Here is a 17,224-nt window from a genome sequence, read left to right on the forward strand (position 1 = left end):
GCAATGCGGATATCGTGAACCCACCGCGAGGACAGGGGCGCGATGGCGGACGAAATCGCCGACATCCGTACCGACGAGCGGATTCCCCAGGAGGCGTACCTGCCCACCTTCGTGCGCAGTCTGGTGATGACGCCGATGGCCGCCCCCGCACCGGTCGGCGCGATCGGTGTGTACTGGGCCCGCCGGGGTGTGCCCCGTGCCGAGGTGGTCGGCGCGCTTGAGCGGTTGGCCCGCCTGGCCGCCGCGGCGCTGGACCGCTTCCCCGAACGGATCCCGGACCCGGGCTTCGGGCGCGTCAGGGGTGACGCCGACGCGCTGAGTTAGCCGGTCGTGGGCGGGACTTGACCGGCCCCAACGCCTTTAGCGGGTCCGCCTAGGATGGACGCATCATGACCGCATCGGGGACCCTTGCTGTCCCAACCCCGATCGCGGGGCTTGTCGAGCTTGCGCTGCGCGATCCCTCGCTGGGCGAGATCAGCCGCCGCGCGGCCGACAGACCCGTCGATCTGTCCGTCGTCGGCCCGGCCGGCGCTCGGCTGTACGTGGCGTCGGCGATCGCGCAGGCCTCCCCGCTCGTCGCCGTCACCGCCACCGGACGCGAGGCCGACGACCTGACGGCCGAACTGCACGGCGTGTTCGGCGACGCCGTCGCGATGTTCCCGTCCTGGGAGACGCTGCCGCACGAGCGGTTGTCGCCGGGTGTCGACACGGTCGGCGCGCGGATGCTGCTGCTGCGCCGGTTGACCCATCCCGACGACGAGCGCCTCGGCCCGCCGCTGCGGGTGGTGGTCACCACCGCACGCTCGCTGCTTCAGCCCATGGCGCCCGACCTCGCGGCCACCGACCCGGTGACGCTCACGGTCGGGGCGGACTCGGACTTCGACGACCTGATCGCCCGCCTCGTCGAACTGGCCTACACCCGCGTCGACATGGTCGGCAAGCGCGGCGAGTTCGCGGTGCGCGGCGGCATCCTCGACCTCTTCCCGCCCACCTACGAGCATCCGGTGCGCGTCGAGTTCTGGGGCGACGAGGTCTCTGAGATGCGGATGTTCTCCGTGGCCGACCAACGGTCCATCCCCGAGATCGACATCGACACCGTCATCGCCGTGGCCTGCCGCGAACTGCTACTCACCGACGACGTCCGCAAACGCGCCGTCGAGCTGGCCCGCGAGCACCCGGTGGGGGAGAACACGCTGCCCGGAAGTGTGCCCGACATGTTGGCCAAGTTGGCCGAGGGCATTCCGGTCGACGGCATGGAGGCGCTGCTGCCGGTGCTCAAGACGACCGGGGGCCGCGGCGAACTCTCCGTCCTGTCCGACCATCTGCCCGCCGGCACGCCCCTGCTGATCTGCGACCCCGAGAAGGTGCGCACCCGCGCCGCCGACCTGATCAAGACCGGACAGGAGTTCCTCGAGGCGTCGTGGTCGACGGCGGCCGTCGGCGGCGACGTTCCCATTGACCTGGAGGCGATGGGCGCCTCCGGCTTCGTCGAGCTCGACGACGCGCGCGCCGCGGCCCGGGCCGGCGATCACCCGTGGTGGACGCTGAGCCAGCTGTCCAACGAGGCCGCGGTCGAAGTCGACATCCGGCCCGCTCCGTCGGCACGGGGCTCCGCGCACAGCATCGACGAGATCTTCGCGATGCTGCGCGCCCACGTCGCGACCGGCGGATACGCGGCGATCGTCACCCCGGGCACCGGCACCGCGCAGCGCGTCTGCGAGCAGCTCGCCGAGGCCGACACTCCCGCAGTGCTTCTCGAGCCGGGCGCACCGCTCAAGCAGGGTGCTGTCGGCGTACTCAAGGGCCCGCTGCACGACGGGGTCGTCATCGCCGGCGCCAACCTCGTCGTCATCACCGAGACCGATCTCACCGGCAGCCGGGCCACCGCCACCGAGGGCAAGAGGCTGGCGGCCAAGCGGCGCAACGTCGTCGACCCGCTCGCGCTGACCACCGGTGACCTGGTGGTGCACGACCAGCACGGCATCGGGCGCTTCGTGGAGATGACCGAACGCGTGGTCGGCGGCGCCCGCCGCGAGTACCTGGTGCTGGAGTACGCGTCGAGCAAGAAGGGGCAGACAGCGGACCGGCTCTACGTGCCGATGGACTCGCTGGACCAACTGTCGCGCTATGTCGGCGGCGAGGCTCCGACGTTGTCCAGACTCGGCGGCAGCGACTGGGCCAACACCAAGACCAAGGCCCGCCGCGCGGTGCGCGAGATCGCAGCCGAACTGGTGTCGTTGTACGCCAAGCGCCAGGCCTCCCCGGGGCATGCGTTCGGCCCCGACACCCCATGGCAGAACGAGATGGAGGACGCCTTCGGCTTCACCGAGACGGTCGACCAGCTGACCGCGATCACCGAGGTCAAGGCCGACATGGAGAAGCCGGTGCCGATGGACCGGGTGATCTGCGGCGACGTCGGGTACGGCAAGACCGAGATCGCGGTGCGCGCGGCGTTCAAGGCCGTGCAGGACGGCAAGCAGGTGGCGGTGCTGGTGCCGACGACGCTGCTGGCCGACCAGCACCTGCAGACCTTCAGCGAGCGCATGGCCGGGTTCCCGGTGACGGTCAAGGGGCTGAGCCGGTTCACCGACCCGGGCGAGTCCAGAGTCGTCCTGGAGGGCATGAAGGACGGCAGCGTCGACATCGTCATCGGCACGCACCGCCTGCTGCAGACCGGCGTCACCTGGAAGAACCTCGGCCTGGTGGTGGTCGACGAGGAGCAGCGGTTCGGCGTCGAGCACAAGGAGCACATCAAGTCGATGCGCACCCACGTCGACGTGCTGACCATGAGCGCCACCCCGATACCGCGCACGCTGGAGATGAGCCTGGCCGGCATCCGCGAGATGTCTACGATCCTCACCCCGCCCGAGGAGCGCTACCCGGTGCTGACCTACGTCGGTCCGCACGACGACAAGCAGATCGCCGCCGCGCTGCGACGCGAGATGTTGCGCGACGGACAGGCGTTCTACATCCACAACCGGGTCCGGACCATCGATGCGGCCGCGGCCCGGGTCCAGGCGCTCGTGCCGGAGGCCCGCGTCGTCGTCGCGCACGGCCAGATGCCCGAGGAACTGCTCGAACGCACCGTCGAGGGTTTCTGGAACCGCGAATACGACGTCCTGGTGTGCACGACGATCGTCGAGACCGGCCTGGACATCTCCAACGCCAACACGCTGATCGTCGAGCGTGCCGACACCTTCGGCCTCTCGCAGCTCCACCAGCTGCGCGGTCGGGTGGGCCGCAGCCGCGAGCGCGGTTACGCCTACTTCCTGTATCCGCCCGAGGTTCCGCTCACCGAGACGGCCTACGACCGGCTGGCGACCATCGCGCAGAACAACGAACTCGGCGCGGGTATGGCGGTCGCGCTGAAGGACCTCGAGATCCGGGGTGCGGGCAACGTCCTGGGCGCCGAACAGTCCGGCCATGTCGCCGGGGTCGGGTTCGACCTCTACGTACGCCTGGTCGGCGAGGCCGTCGAGGCGTACCGTGCGGCCTACTCCGCCCAAAGGGACGGGAAAACCGTTGCGGCGCCGGAGGAACCGAAGGATGTCCGCATCGACCTGCCGGTGGACGCGCACCTGCCGCCGGACTACGTCAACAGCGACCGGCTCCGGCTCGAGGGCTACCGCAGGCTGGCCGCGGCACCGGACCAGGACGCGGTCGACCGGGTGGTCGACGAGCTCGTCGACCGGTACGGCGCGCTGCCCGAACCCGCGCAGCGGCTGGTGGCCGTGGCGCGCTTGCGGTTGCTGCTCAAGCAGTACGGCATCACCGAAGTCGGCGTGGCGTCCGCGGCGACGCTGCGGCTGGCGCCGCTGACGCTGATGGACTCTGCGCAACTGCGGCTCAAGCGGATGTACCCGAGCGCGAACTACCGGGCCACCACGGCGACGGTGCAGGTGCCGATCCCGCGGGCCGGCGACGGGGTCGCGGCGCCACGCATCCGTGATCTTGAACTGGTGCGCATGGTCGCCGGATTGGTGCTGGCCCTCGATGGAAAACCGCAGGACAGTATTGATATAACGAGACTGGGGTCGGGTCAGGAACCGCGCGCATGACGTGTCCGCGCGCGGCGCGCATAGCGAGGAGGTCATCACGATGACCGTCGTGCTCGTCGACCCCCGCCGCCCGTCGCTGATCCCCGTCGACGCGATCGACCTGCTGACCGGCGACGTCCAGTACACCGAGGAGATGCCGATCAAGGTGCCGTGGTCGCTGCCGTCGGCGCGGGCCTGCATGACCGGCGCCGCGGACGAGGAGGCAGCGCCGGTGCTGCTCTCGTCGGATCCCGAGCACCCCGCGGTCAAGGCGCGTCTGGCCGCCGGCGACAGGCTCATCGCCGCGCCAGGGGCCGCGCCGGGCGAACGTCTCGTCGACGCCGTCTCGATGATGGACAGGCTGCGCACCGCAGGCCCGTGGGAGAGCGAGCAGACCCACGACTCGCTGCGGCGCTATCTGCTCGAGGAGACCTACGAGGTGTTCGACGCGGTGCGCAGCGGTGATGCCGAGGCGTTACGCGACGAACTCGGAGACGTGTTGCTACAGGTGCTCTTTCACGCCCGCATCGCCGAAGACGCGCCGCACAACTCGTTCGGTATCGACGACGTCGCCGACGCCCTGGTCCGCAAGCTCGGTAATCGTGTCCCCGCTGTCCTTGCCGGAGAGACGGTTTCGCTCGACGAGCAGCTCGCACAGTGGGAAGAGCGCAAGGCACTCGAGAAGAGGGCGAAGAAGGCATTCTCCGCCGTCGACGACGTGCCGACCGCACAACCCGCTCTGGCGTTGGCGCAGAAGGTGATCGAGCGAGTCACCGCCGCGGGTCTGCCCGCCGACTTGATCCCGGCGACGATCACGACCGTGACGGTTTCGGTCGACGTCGACTCCGAGAATTCGTTGCGCTCGGCGGTGCTCGAGTTCATGGACACCGTTCGGCGGGTCGAGCACGCCGTCGCGGCAGGCCGTCGCGGCGGAAACGTGCCGGAGGAGCTCGACGTGGCCCAGATGGGCCCGGTGTCCGGCGACGAATGGCGTGCCCACTGGCCGGGGTCCGAGCGGACCGCCGAACCGGCTGGAACCGCTGAGGTCTCTGAGGACTTTGAGGCTGCTGTGACAGGTAATGTTTCCGATACCGAGCCGGCGCCGGACCGTGTCCCCGAGCCGTCGCCTGCCGACGTACCCGAGCCCGCACCCGCCGACGTACCCGAGTCCGCGCCGGTGGAGGTGCCGGAACCGTCGCCTGAGACCGCGGATTCGGCGCGCTGAGAACCGCCGATCGGCGATATGCGCGCCGAAATCCCGCGCACCGCTGAGCCGCTGTGCCGCGAATGCATGGGAACATGGGCCTTACCGAAGTTGGTTGAGGGAGTTTGGTGTCGCGGGTGCGTTGGCTACGCGCTGTCGCTGTGCTGGGAGCGACGGCGTTGCTCTTGGCTTCGAGCTGCTCCTGGCAGGTGGGCACCCCCATTCCCGAGGGTGTGCCCCCGCCGCCCGGTGACCCGGTGCCCGCGATCGACACCCACGCGAAGGGTCGGCCGGCCGATCAACTGCGCGAATGGGCCGCCCAGCGAGCCCCTGAGCTGGGCATTCCCGCCGGCGCCCTGGAGGCCTACGCGTACGCCGCGCGGGTCGCCGAGGTCGAGAACCCGGACTGCCACCTGTCGTGGACGACGCTGGCCGGGATCGGCCAGGTGGAAAGCCACCACGGCACCTATCGAGGTGCCGCGATCGCCCCCAACGGCGACGTCCGCCCGCCGATCCGCGGCGTGCTGCTCGACGGCACCAACGGCAACCTCGAGATCATGGATGACGCCGCGATCAGCAACGACGGCGAATCGCAGTTCGCCCGGGCGATGGGGCCGATGCAGTTCATCCCGGAGACCTGGCGGCTCTACGGCGTCGACGCCAACAACGACGGTGACGTCAGCGCCGACAACATGGACGACGCCGCGCTGTCCGCGGCCGGTTACCTGTGCTGGACCGGCAAGGACCTGTCGACCCCGCGCGGCTGGATGAATGCCCTGCGCGCCTACAACCTGTCCGACCAGTACGCCCGCACCGTGCGCGACTGGGCGAAGGCCTACGCCGAGGGACACCCCCTCTAGGCACGCCGACCGACCGGGGAGGCTCTAGGCTCGTCGGTTGACGCCCACCACCACCAAGGAGACGCCAGTGCCCATCATCGAGCAGGTCGGAGCCCGCGAGATCCTCGACTCCCGGGGCAACCCGACGGTCGAGGTCGAGGTGATGCTCGGCGACGGCTCCTTCGCCCGCGCCGCGGTGCCGTCGGGCGCCTCGACCGGCGAGCACGAGGCCGTCGAACTGCGCGATGGCGGAAGCCGCTACGGCGGCAAGGGCGTGCAGAAGGCCGTGGAGGCCGTGCTCGACGAGATCGGGCCCGCGGTGCTGGGAATGAACGCCGACGACCAACGGCTGGTCGATCAGGCACTGCTCGACCTGGACGGCACGCCCGACAAGTCCCGGCTGGGCGCCAACTCGATCCTGGGCACCTCGCTGGCCGTGGCCAAGGCCGCGGCGCTGGCGGCCGACCTCGAGCTGTTCCGCTACATCGGCGGGCCGAACGCGCACATCCTGCCGGTGCCGATGATGAACATCCTCAACGGCGGCGCCCACGCCGACACCGGCGTCGACGTCCAGGAGTTCATGGTCGCTCCGATCGGCGCTGCGTCGTTCAAGGAGGCGCTGCGGTGGGGTGCGGAGGTGTACCACGCGCTGAAGGCGGTGCTCAAGAAGCAGGGCATGGCCACCGGCCTCGGCGACGAGGGCGGCTTCGCACCCGACGTGCTGGGCACCAGGGCCGCGCTCGACCTGATCCTGTCGGCCATCGAGGCGGCCGGCTTCAAGCCCGGTCCCGACGTGGCGCTGGCACTCGACGTCGCCGCCACCGAGTTCTACACCGAAGGCCAGGGCTACGAATTCGAGAACGAGGTGCGCACCGCCGACCAGATGGGTCAGTTCTACTCCGAGTTGATGGACGCCTATCCGCTGGTATCGGTCGAGGACCCGCTGTCCGAGGACGACTGGGACGGCTGGGTGGCGTTGACCACCGCGATCGGGGACCGGGTGCAGATCGTGGGCGACGACCTGTTCGTCACCAACCCCGAGCGGCTCGAGGAGGGCATCGAGAAGGGCGCCGCCAACGCGCTTCTGGTCAAGGTCAACCAGATCGGCACGTTGACCGAAACCCTGGATGCGGTCGCGCTGGCCCACAACAGCGGCTATCGGACCATGATGAGCCACCGCAGCGGCGAGACCGAGGACACCACCATCGCCGACCTCGCCGTCGCGGTGGGCAGCGGCCAGATCAAGACCGGCGCACCCGCCCGCAGCGAGCGCGTCGCCAAGTACAACCAGCTGCTGCGCATCGAGGAGAACCTGGGAGACGCCGCCCGCTATGCGGGTGACCTCGCCTTCCCGCGGTTTGCCGTGGAGCCGAAATAGCCCGTGCCCGATGCGAAACGGCCCGACCCCAAGCGTCGGTCCCCGACTTCCCGGCCAGGGAAGTCGGGGGCGGGCAGCGCAGGCAAGGGCCGTCCTCGCAGCGCGGCTCGGCGCGAGTCGCGGGGTTCCGCACCTGAGGCCGAGCCGCAGGACAGCGGCATCGTCATCCGCCGCGCCATCGAATCGTCGGCCGAGCAGCAATCCGAGCAGCGCTTCGGATCGGCGGCACGGCGAGCCGCGATACTCGCCGCCGTCGTCTGTGTGCTGACTCTGACCATCGCCGGACCCGTGCGCACCTATTTCGCCCAGCGCACCGAGATGAAACAGATCCAGGCCACCGAACAGCAGTTGCGCGCGCAGATCGCCGAACTCGAACAGCAGAAGGCCAAGCTGGCCGACCCCGTGTTCATCGCCGCGCAGGCGCGCGAACGGCTCGGCTTCGTGATGCCCGGCGAGATCCCCTACCAGGTGCAGCTGCCCCCCGGAGCGGCCGCGCCCGGCGTCGAGGAGGCCGCACCGGGCACCGCCGCGAACCCCGACCAACCCTGGTACACGGCGCTGTGGCACACCATCGCCGATGAGCCGCATGGTGTTTCGCCGGCCGCACCACCGCCGCCCGGCGTGCCGCAACCCGGCACACCACCGCCACCGCCGCCGCCGGCGCCTCCGCCCGGTGGTTGACCGGTCGGACCTCGACGCCGTCGCGCGGCAGCTGGGACGTGAAGCCCGCGGCGTGCTCGAGATCGCCTACCGGTGCCCCAACGGCGAACCCGGTGTCGTGAAGACCGCGCCGAGACTGCCTGACGGGACGCCGTTTCCGACGTTGTACTACCTGACCCACCCGGCACTGACCGCGGCGACAAGCCGGCTGGAGTCCTCCGGCCTGATGCGCGACATGACCGACCGGCTGCAGTCCGACCCGCAACTGGCCGACGCGTACCGCCGCGCGCACGAGTCGTATCTCGCCGAACGCGACGCGATCGAGCCTTTGAGCACAACGTTTTCCGGCGGTGGGATGCCGGACCGGGTGAAGTGCCTGCACGTGGTGATCGCGCACTCGCTGGCCAAGGGCCCGGGCGTCAACCCGTTCGGTGACGAGGCGCTGGCGCTACTCGCCGACGAGCCGGCATTGGCAGGAATACTCGAGCCAGGGAGGTGGGCGTGACTGACAGGGTCGGCGCCATCGATTGCGGTACCAACTCGATCCGGTTGCTCATCGCCGACAGGGTCGAGGGCCGGCTACGCGACGTGCACCGGGAGATGCGCATCGTCCGGTTGGGCCAAGGTGTCGACGCCACAGGCCGATTCGCACCCGACGCGCTCGCGCGCACGCACGCCGCACTGACCGGCTACGCCCAGTTGATGCGCGACCACGACGTGGCCAGGGTGCGCATGGTGGCGACGTCGGCGACCAGGGACGCCGCCAATCGCGACGTGTTCTTCGAGATGACGGCCGACGTGCTGGGCGCGGTGGTCCCCGGCGCGGTCGCCGAGGTGATCACCGGCACCGAGGAGGCCGCGCTGTCGTTTCACGGCGCGGTCGACGAACTCGATTCGGCAGCAGGGCCATTCGTGGTCGTCGACCTCGGCGGCGGGTCGACCGAGGTGGTGCTGGGCACCGGCGACGTGGAAGCCAGTCATTCGGCCGACATCGGCTGCGTGCGGTTGAGCGAACGGTGCCTGCACACCGACCCGCCGACCGCCACCGAGATCGCCGCCGCGCGCGAGGCCGCCCGTGAGGGCCTCGCCGAGGCGTTCCGAGCGGTGCCCGTAGAGCGCGCGCGCACCTGGGTGGGGGTGGCCGGGACCATGACCACGTTGTCGGCACTGGCCCAACAGATGACCACCTACGATTCGCAGGCCATTCACCTGTCGCGCGTTCCGTTCCCGGATCTCCTCGCGGTGTGCGACGAGTTGATCGCGATGACGCGGGCGCAGCGCGCGGTGCTGGGGCCGATGCACGAGGGGCGCGTCGACGTGATCGGAGGAGGCGCGATCATCGTCGAGGAATTGGCCGACGCGCTCGGAAAACGCGCCGGAATCGAGGAGCTCGTGGTCAGCGAACACGACATCCTCGACGGCATCGCGCTGTCGATCGCGGACTGACCGCTCAGGCCCGAACCCTGTTGCGCCGTTTCGTCGGATCATGCTGACCGGCCAGCGTGACGGCGAGCAGCGCCATCACGATCGCCAGGCTCAGATGCAGCCAGTCGTTGATGTGCACGACGGACAGCTCGTACACCCAGAGTCCCAGGTACACCAGGCCGCCGAGCAGCAGATACGCCCGCGCCGCAGCGTAAGTGCGCGCCATCAGGAACCCGAGGCCGCCGATCACGATGTTGACGATGTTGTGCACCCCCGACACCGCGACCGCGCCGAACAGGGCGGCGCCCGAGGCCGGTTCGGCCCATGCCAGCTGGTCGTAATCGGAGGTGATACCGGGAATGAAGCCGAGGACGCCGAGCACGACCAGGGCGGCGCCCACGAGGAGCGCCGCCCCCTGCACGGCCATGTATTTCGGGGTGCTCGCCATGCCGTCGCCTCCCTCCGCACCGAGTATTGACGGTTTGGCAGGTGATACCCCGGAGGTGGCTGACCTAACCGGTGTTGCGGTTGACCGACCTGTGCCGATGAACCCGGTCGCGCGAGAGCCCCACGCCCAGCCCGATGATCCCGATGGCCAGTATCGGGTGTAGCCAGTTGTCGGCGGCTATTTTTCCGTTCGTTGCTGCAGGACGGGTTTCAACGCGTCCAGGACGGCGGGGTCCTCGATCGTCGACGGGACGGATTCCTCCTTGCCGTGTGCGATGCCGCGCATGGCTTTGCGGAGGATCTTGCCCGAGCGCGTCTTCGGCAGTGCCGACACGACATCGACCTGTCGGAAGCACGCCACAGCGCCGATCTCATTGCGTACCAATGCAACCAATTCGCCGGCGAGGTTCTCCTGCGACGCGCCCGCCTTCAGGACGACCAGGCCGCGCGGCACCTGACCTTTGATCTCGTCGGCCACGCCGATGACCGCGCACTCGGCCACGGCCGGGTGCGTCGCCAACACGGCCTCGATCGACCCGGTCGACATCCGGTGCCCGGCCACGTTGATCACGTCGTCGATGCGGCCCATCACGAACAGGTAGCCGTCCTCGTCGAGGTAGCCGCCGTCGCCGGTCAGGTAGTAGCCGGGGTGCTCGCACAGGTACGAGGCTTCGTAGCGGTCGTCGTCGCCCCACAGCGTCGGCAGCGTGCCCGGGGGCAGCGGCAACCGGAGGCAGATCGCGCCCTCCTCGCCCGGCTCGCAGGGTGAGCCGTCGACGTGCAGGATCTGCACGTCATAGCCCGGCATCGGAACCGTCGGTGAGCCGGCCTTGATGGGCATGGGTTGAAGTCCCATGGGATTGGCGGCGATCGCCCACCCCGTCTCCGTCTGCCACCAGTGGTCGACCACCGGGATGCCGAGCTTCTGCGCCGCCCACTCGTAGGTGTCGGGGTCGAGCCGCTCGCCGGCCTGGAAGAGGTACTTCATCGACGACAGGTCGTAGCGGCCGATGTGGGAGCCGTCGGGGTCCTCCTTGCGGATCGCGCGCAACGCAGTCGGTGCGGAGAACAGCGCCTTGACCTTGTGCTCGGACGCGACCCGCCAGAACGCCCCGGGATCCGGTGTGCCGACCGGCTTCCCCTCGTACAGCACGGTCGTGGCGCCCAGCAGCAGCGGCGCATAGACGATGTAGGAGTGGCCGACCACCCAACCCACATCGGATGCGGCCCAGAACACCTCGCCGGGCGAGATGTCGTAGACATTGCGCATGCTCCACAGCAGCGCCACCGCGTGCCCGCCGTTGTCGCGCACGATGCCCTTGGGCTTTCCCGTGGTGCCGGAGGTGTACAGCACGTAGAGCGGGTCGGTGGCCGCGACCGGCACCGGGTCGACCGGATCGGCACCCGTCAGGTCCTGCCAGTCGATGTCGCGGTCCGGCCTCAGCTCGCACCGATGCTGGTCGCGCTGCACGATGACGCAGCTGCGCGGCGGATGCCCGGCCATCTCCAGCGCGGCGTCCAGCATCGGCTTGTAGTCCACGATGCGCGTCGGTTCGATGCCACAGGAGGCCGAGACGACGACGGCGGGCTGCGCGTCGTCGATGCGGGCCGCCAGCTCGTGCGCGGCGAAACCACCGAACACCACCGAGTGCACCGCCCCCAGTCGCGCGCACGCCAGCATGGCGATCACGGCCTCGGGGATCATCGGCATGTAGATCACCACGCGGTCGCCCTTGCCGACACCGAGCGCGCGCAGGCCACCTGCGAACCGCGCTGTCGCGTCGAGCAATTCGCGATAGGTATAGGTGCGCTGAGTGCCGGTTACCGGCGAGTCGTAGATCAGCGCCGGCTGCTCGGCGCGGCCACTTTCTACGTGGCGGTCCAGTGCGTTGGCGCAGGTGTTCAGCTCGCCGTCGGGAAACCAGCGGTAGAACGGCGGTCGGGAGTCGTCGAGCACCTGCTGCGGCTCGCGGCTCCACGTCACCGCCCGCGCGGCATCGGCCCAGAACGCGCTGGGATCGGCGATGCTGGCAGCGAACAGGTCTCGGTACTGCTCTCGGTATCCGGCCATACCGGCACGGTAGCGCGACGGCCGGTCTCTATAGTCCGTTTATGACTGCTGCTCCGCCGCCCATCGACGGCGTGCGACGTTCCTTCGTCGAGGCGCGCGGCGTGCGCTTCCACGTCACCGAGTCCGGTCCGCCCGACGGCCGACCCGTCGTCGCACTGCACGGCTGGCCGCAACACCACTGGGTGTATCGGGACCTGTTGGCTGACCCGCCGGCCGGGCTGCGGATCATCGCACCGGATCTGCCCGGCTACGGGTGGTCGGGGCCGGCGCCGCACCGATGGGCCAAGGAGGACGTTGCCAGCGACGTGCTCGCGCTGTTGGACGTGCTCGGGCTGGACCACGTGCTGCTCATGGGCCACGACTGGGGCGCTTTCGTGGGTTACCTCATGGTGCTGCGAGCGCCCGAGCGGATCGACGGTTACCTCGTGATGAACATGGCACACCCGTGGGTGACGTGGAGAACGTTGCTTCCTCACGCGTGGCGATTCTGGTATCAGGTGCCGGTGAGCACGGTCGGCATACCGTTGCAGCGGCGAACCGATTTTCTCGACCGGGCCTTCAGGACCGCCTCGGCGATGGACCCGGAAACGGCAGGGGTCTATGTCGAGCGTTTCCGGGACCCGGTGCCGGCGCGCGCCGCGAGGGACACCTACCGGACGTTTCTGCTGCACGAAATGCCCGCCGGTGCCCGCCGGCCCGAGAACCGGCGCACGAACGTTCCGATCCGCGCGCTGTTCGGGCTGGGTGATGCGGCGATACACCCGTCGCTCGCCTCGCCCGAGAGCGCGCTCGCCGACGACTACATCTTGGAGACCGTCGACGCTTCGCACTTCATCGTCGATGAGCGCCCGGAACTGGTGCGGGCCAAGCTGATAGCCTTGGCGGACGAGACCCGCGGCTAACCTCTCAGATCACTATTGCCACTTCGGTTCCGACAGTCACGCCGCGTGCGCGGTCACCAGTGGCGGCACCGTGCTGCCGATGACCGAGGTGATCCGTCGAAAACGCAAGGACGGCCGGACGGAACACCTGGTGCCCGACGACTGATCGACGACCCCTCCGGCGTTTGACCGCGCCCGCGTCGGGTAGCCCGCCACCATGCCCCATGGACGTCCGCTAGCACTCGTCACCGGCGCCTCGAGCGGAATCGGTCTCGAACTGGCCAAGCTGTTCGCCGACGACGGATACGACGTGGTCGTCGCGGCCGACGACGACGGCATCCACGCCGCCGCCGACAAGCTGGCTGCCGCTGGCAGCGATATTCGCGCCGTGCAGGTGGACCTGCGCAATCCCGACGACGTCGAACGCCTCTACCGCGCAGCCACCGAGGGCGGGCGCCGCCTGGACGCCGCCGCGCTCAACGCGGGCACCGGCGGCGGCGGACCGTTCGTCGAGCGAGGCCTGGAAGAAGACCTCAACATCGTCGACCTCAACGTGCGGTCGACGACGCATCTGGCCAAGCTGGTGCTGCGCGACATGGCCAACCGCGGTAAGGGCAAGGTGCTGTTCACCTCGTCGATCGCGTCGATGATGCCGGGATCGCTCCAGACGGTCTACAACGCGTCCAAGTCGTTCATCCAGTCGTTGTCGGAGGCGCTGCAGGACGAACTGCGCGACACCGACATCACCGTCACGGCGCTGATGCCCGGACCCACCGAAACCAACTTCTTCAAGCGGGCGGGGATGCTCGACACCCTCGTCGGGCGCATGCCCAAGGACGACGCAGGCAAAGTGGCCAAGCAGGGTTACGATGCGCTGATGCGTGGCGACACGAAAGTGGTTGCGGCGTCGCCGCTCTCGAAGTCCATGGGGCTGATGAACCGCGTCCTGCCGGATTCGGTCAAGGCCGTGTCGAGCAGGCTGATCTCGAAGTGAGCACCCCGGCTTCGGCGGATGCCGTGGTGATCGGCGGCGGCCATAACGGCCTCGTGGCCGCGGCGATGCTCGCCGACGAGGGCTGGGATGTCCTGGTGCTCGAGGCGCAGGGCGAACCCGGCGGTGCGGTGAAGAGCGCCGAACTCTTCCCCGGCTACGTCAGCGACCTCTACAGCGCGTTCTATCCGCTCTCGGTGGTGTCACCCGCCCTTCGGGAACTTCACCTGGAGGATCACGGCCTGCAGTGGTCGCATTCGCCCGCGGTCGTCGGCCACGCGAATTCGCCCGACGACGAGGACGCTGCGGTGATCTGGCGTGACATCGACCGCACCGCAGCCGACCTCGAGCGGCGGGCCGCAGGCGACGGCGCGCGCTGGCGGCGGTTGTTCGAGCAGTGGCTGCAGATCAAGGAACCCCTGCTGGAGACGCTGTTCGCGCCCTTCCCTCCGGTGCGCGGCGCGGTGGGGCTGTTGCGGAGGCTCGGCACCGCCGAAGCGTTGCGGCTGGCGCACCTGCTGCTGCTGCCCGCAGGCGTGCTGGCCGAGAACCTGTTCGACGGCGATGCGGCACGACTTCTGTTGTTGGGCAACGCAATGCACGCCGACGTGCCGATCGATGCGCCGGGCAGCGGGGTGATGGGCTACATGCTGATCATGATGGCCCAGGACGGCGGCTTCCCCGTGCCGGTCGGCGGTGCCGGACAGTTGACCGCCGCCCTGGCGAACCGCGCGCGATCGGCGGGCGCGGCTATCGAATGCGGACAGCGCGTCGAGTCGATCGACGTGCGCGGGGGTCGCGCCGTCGCGGTGCGTACCGCGGGGGGCGAGGTCGTGCGGGTACGCCGCGCGGTGATCGCCGACACATCGGCCCCGGCGCTGTACCGCCGACTGCTGCCCGCCGACGCGCTACCCGAATCGGTGCTGCGCAGCATGGACCGGTTCGTCTGGGACACACCGGTACTCAAGATCAACTACGCGCTCGACGCGCCGATCCCGTGGAAGTCGAAGATCCTCAACGAGGCCGGAACGGTGCACCTCGGCGCCGACCACGACGGGCTGGTCCGGTGGATGGCCGACCTCAACACCAAGACGGTGCCCCTGCACCCGTTCATGTTGTTCGGGCAGATGACGACGGCGGATCCCACCCGGTCCCCGGTCGGTACCGAAAGTGCTTGGGCCTACACGCATCTGCCCCGCGGCGTGGCCGACGACGCCTCCGCCGATCAGCTGTCCGCCGCGGTGGACATGGTGCTGGAAAAGCATGCGCCCGGCTTCGGCGACCACGTCGTGGGCAAGACGATCCAGCGCCCGTCCGACCTGGAGGCCAGCGACGCCAACCTGCACGCTGGTGCGGTCAATGGTGGCACCTCACAGTTGTTCCAGCAGTTGATCTTCCGCCCCGCCCCCGGCTTCGGTGGCGCCGACACACCGGTCGAGAACGTCTACCTCGGCAGCGCGGGTGCCTCGCCGGGCGGGGGAGTGCACGGAGCGTGCGGGCGAAACGCGGCACGCGCGGCGCTGGGACGCGACGGGCGACTCGGATGGCCGCGACGCAAGATCAACCGCGCGGTCCTGTCCTTGATGACGCGGTGAGCAGTCGCGACGACCTGCAGGGCGCCGCAGCCCGGGTGTTCGGCTGGCAGAGCCTGCGCGACGAGCAGCTCACCGCGATGTCGGCGATCCTGGATGGACGCGACGTGCTGGCGGTGATGCCCACGGGTTCGGGTAAGTCGGCGATCTACCAGGTGCCCGCGGTGTTGCTGCCCAGACCCGTGATCGTGATCTCACCGCTGATCGCGCTGCAGCACGACCAGATCGCGTCGTTGGAGCAGTCGGACGCACCGATGGCGGTGGCGATCAACTCGCGGCACAGCGCCACGGTGCTCGATGAAGCGTTGGCGGCGGTCGAGAAGGGCGACGCACGTTATGTGTTCCTCGGTCCCGAACAGTTGATGAAGGACGATCTGTTGAAGCGGCTCGCGGCCGTGCGGCCGTCGCTGATCGTCATCGACGAAGCGCATTGCGTGTCCGCGTGGGGGCACGAGTTCCGGCCGACGTACCTACGTGTCGGCGATGCCATCGAGCGGCTGGGCCGGCCACCGGTCACCGCGCTGACCGCGACGGCGTCGGCCGTGGTCCGCCGTGAGATCGTCGACTTCCTCGGACTGCGGGAGCCGCTGGTGATCTCGGGCGGATTCGACCGCCCGAACATCTCGCTCGACGTGCGGCACCACACCGACGACGGGCGCAAGCGCGAGGAGGTGCTCGACGTGGTGGCCGAGCTGGCCAAGCCCGGACTGCTGTACTGTGCCACCCGCAGGGACACCGAGTACTACGCCGAACAACTCACCGAGCGCGCAGTGTCGGCCGTCGAATACCACGCTGGCCTTTCCACCAAGCAGCGCAACGATGTTCACGACCGGTTCCGCGACGGTGAGGTCGACGTCGTCGTCGCCACGTCGGCGTTCGGGATGGGCATCGACAAGCCGAACGTCCGCTTCGTCGTGCATGCCTCGGTGCCCGACTCGGTCGACGCGTATTACCAGCAGATCGGCCGTGCCGGGCGTGACGACGAGCCCGCCGACGCCGTGCTGTTCTACCGGGCCGAGGACCTGTCGCTCGGGAGCTTCTTCGCTACCCGCAACCCCGACGAGGATCTGCTGCACCGCGTGTATGCCGCGTTGGACCCGAAGAAACCCAAGCGGCTCAAGGGACTTCGAGACGAGCTCGACGAGCGCGGGCGACGGCTCACCGCGTCGATCAACCTGCTCGAGCAGGCCGGCGCCGTCACGTCCGCCAGGGCCGGATTCACCAGCGCCGGTGTGCCCGCGGACGACGCCGTGCGCCGTGCGGTGGACATGGCCGAAATCGGAGAGCGCGTCGACCGCACTCGCGTCGAGATGATGCGGTCGTACGCCGAGACACCGGACTGCCGAAGACAGTTCCTGTTGGCCTACTTCGGCGACCACCTGCCGCAGCCGTGCGGCAACTGTGACAGCTGCCGCGCCAACACCGCGACAGACCACGAGTCCGCGATCCCCGCGGGCACTGCCGTCGAGCACCGCGAGTGGGGCGCGGGCACCGTGCTCGGCGGTGACGACGAGCGGATCACCGTGCTGTTCGACCTCTACGGCTACCGAACCCTGGCGCTCGACGCGGTGCGCGACAACGACCTGCTCGACGTGCCTGACTCGGCCTGATGTTCTCGGCGCGCCGCTGATCCGTCCCCCCCGGTAGGGCCGTTCGACCCTTTCGCGCCGTCATGCGCGCGCAGAAGACTGGCGTTCGT

The 17,224-nt window shown here is 69.3% G+C and carries 14 protein-coding genes; 12 read left to right on the forward strand and 2 right to left on the reverse strand.

Annotated elements, in window-relative coordinates:
- Window positions 1-42 precede the first annotated feature (42 nt).
- The 8 genes from K3G64_RS13900 (at window position 43) to K3G64_RS13935 (ending at window position 9,564) form a co-directional block, all read left to right on the forward strand.
- Window positions 43-324, forward strand: a complete 282-nt coding sequence (locus K3G64_RS13900; protein ID WP_238885072.1) for a hypothetical protein — start codon at window positions 43-45, stop codon at window positions 322-324.
- Window positions 325-389: 65 nt separating this feature from the next.
- Window positions 390-4,058 (forward strand): transcription-repair coupling factor, encoded by a 3,669-nt coding sequence (mfd, locus tag K3G64_RS13905; RefSeq protein ID WP_238885074.1) that lies wholly within the window; start codon window positions 390-392, stop codon window positions 4,056-4,058.
- Between the two features lie 40 nt (window positions 4,059-4,098).
- The gene (locus K3G64_RS13910) at window positions 4,099-5,262 is read left to right on the forward strand and encodes a nucleoside triphosphate pyrophosphohydrolase (protein WP_238885077.1); all 1,164 of its coding nucleotides are present in this window, start codon (window positions 4,099-4,101) and stop codon (window positions 5,260-5,262) included.
- 107 nt (window positions 5,263-5,369) lie between these two features.
- Entirely contained in the window at window positions 5,370-6,101 is a 732-nt protein-coding gene (locus K3G64_RS13915; RefSeq protein WP_238885079.1) for a lytic transglycosylase domain-containing protein, read from the forward strand.
- Between the two features lie 67 nt (window positions 6,102-6,168).
- On the forward strand, window positions 6,169-7,458 hold the full coding sequence (gene eno, locus K3G64_RS13920) for a phosphopyruvate hydratase (protein ID WP_238950656.1): 1,290 nt from the start codon (window positions 6,169-6,171) through the stop codon (window positions 7,456-7,458).
- Window positions 7,459-7,461: 3 nt separating this feature from the next.
- Window positions 7,462-8,139, forward strand: a complete 678-nt coding sequence (locus tag K3G64_RS13925; RefSeq protein WP_238885080.1) for an FtsB family cell division protein — start codon at window positions 7,462-7,464, stop codon at window positions 8,137-8,139.
- Window positions 8,132-8,623: a DUF501 domain-containing protein gene (locus K3G64_RS13930; protein ID WP_238885082.1), complete on the forward strand. Its 492-nt coding sequence runs from the start codon at window positions 8,132-8,134 to the stop codon at window positions 8,621-8,623. The genes K3G64_RS13925 and K3G64_RS13930 overlap by 8 nt, the downstream gene beginning before the upstream one ends.
- Window positions 8,620-9,564 carry a Ppx/GppA phosphatase family protein gene (locus K3G64_RS13935; RefSeq protein ID WP_305071257.1) on the forward strand — a complete coding sequence of 315 codons (945 nt, stop codon included), beginning with the start codon at window positions 8,620-8,622 and terminating at the stop codon, window positions 9,562-9,564. The genes K3G64_RS13930 and K3G64_RS13935 overlap by 4 nt, the downstream gene beginning before the upstream one ends.
- A gap of 4 nt (window positions 9,565-9,568) precedes the next feature.
- Here the strand turns inward: K3G64_RS13935 and K3G64_RS13940 are convergent, their stop codons facing one another.
- Complete coding sequence (locus K3G64_RS13940) at window positions 9,569-9,991, reverse strand: DUF4383 domain-containing protein (RefSeq protein ID WP_238885086.1); 423 nt, start codon at window positions 9,989-9,991, stop codon at window positions 9,569-9,571.
- Between the two features lie 177 nt (window positions 9,992-10,168).
- Complete coding sequence (locus tag K3G64_RS13945; protein ID WP_238885088.1) at window positions 10,169-12,061, reverse strand: propionyl-CoA synthetase; 1,893 nt, start codon at window positions 12,059-12,061, stop codon at window positions 10,169-10,171.
- 41 nt (window positions 12,062-12,102) lie between these two features.
- Here K3G64_RS13945 and K3G64_RS13950 point away from each other — a divergent pair, with 41 nt between their 5' ends.
- The 4 genes from K3G64_RS13950 (at window position 12,103) to K3G64_RS13965 (ending at window position 17,135) form a co-directional block, all read left to right on the forward strand.
- The gene (locus K3G64_RS13950) at window positions 12,103-12,963 is read left to right on the forward strand and encodes an alpha/beta fold hydrolase (protein ID WP_238885089.1); all 861 of its coding nucleotides are present in this window, start codon (window positions 12,103-12,105) and stop codon (window positions 12,961-12,963) included.
- Window positions 12,964-13,159: 196 nt separating this feature from the next.
- The gene (locus K3G64_RS13955; RefSeq protein WP_238885090.1) at window positions 13,160-13,936 is read left to right on the forward strand and encodes an SDR family NAD(P)-dependent oxidoreductase; all 777 of its coding nucleotides are present in this window, start codon (window positions 13,160-13,162) and stop codon (window positions 13,934-13,936) included.
- Window positions 13,933-15,528 carry a phytoene desaturase family protein gene (locus tag K3G64_RS13960; RefSeq protein WP_238885092.1) on the forward strand — a complete coding sequence of 532 codons (1,596 nt, stop codon included), beginning with the start codon at window positions 13,933-13,935 and terminating at the stop codon, window positions 15,526-15,528. The genes K3G64_RS13955 and K3G64_RS13960 overlap by 4 nt, the downstream gene beginning before the upstream one ends.
- On the forward strand, window positions 15,477-17,135 hold the full coding sequence (locus tag K3G64_RS13965; protein WP_238885094.1) for a RecQ family ATP-dependent DNA helicase: 1,659 nt from the start codon (window positions 15,477-15,479) through the stop codon (window positions 17,133-17,135). Before K3G64_RS13960 ends, K3G64_RS13965 begins: the two co-directional genes overlap by 52 nt.
- Window positions 17,136-17,224 lie beyond the last annotated feature (89 nt).

The sequence above is a fragment of the Mycobacterium sp. IDR2000157661 genome (genome assembly GCF_022317005.1).
Lineage (GTDB): Bacteria > Actinomycetota > Actinomycetes > Mycobacteriales > Mycobacteriaceae > Mycobacterium.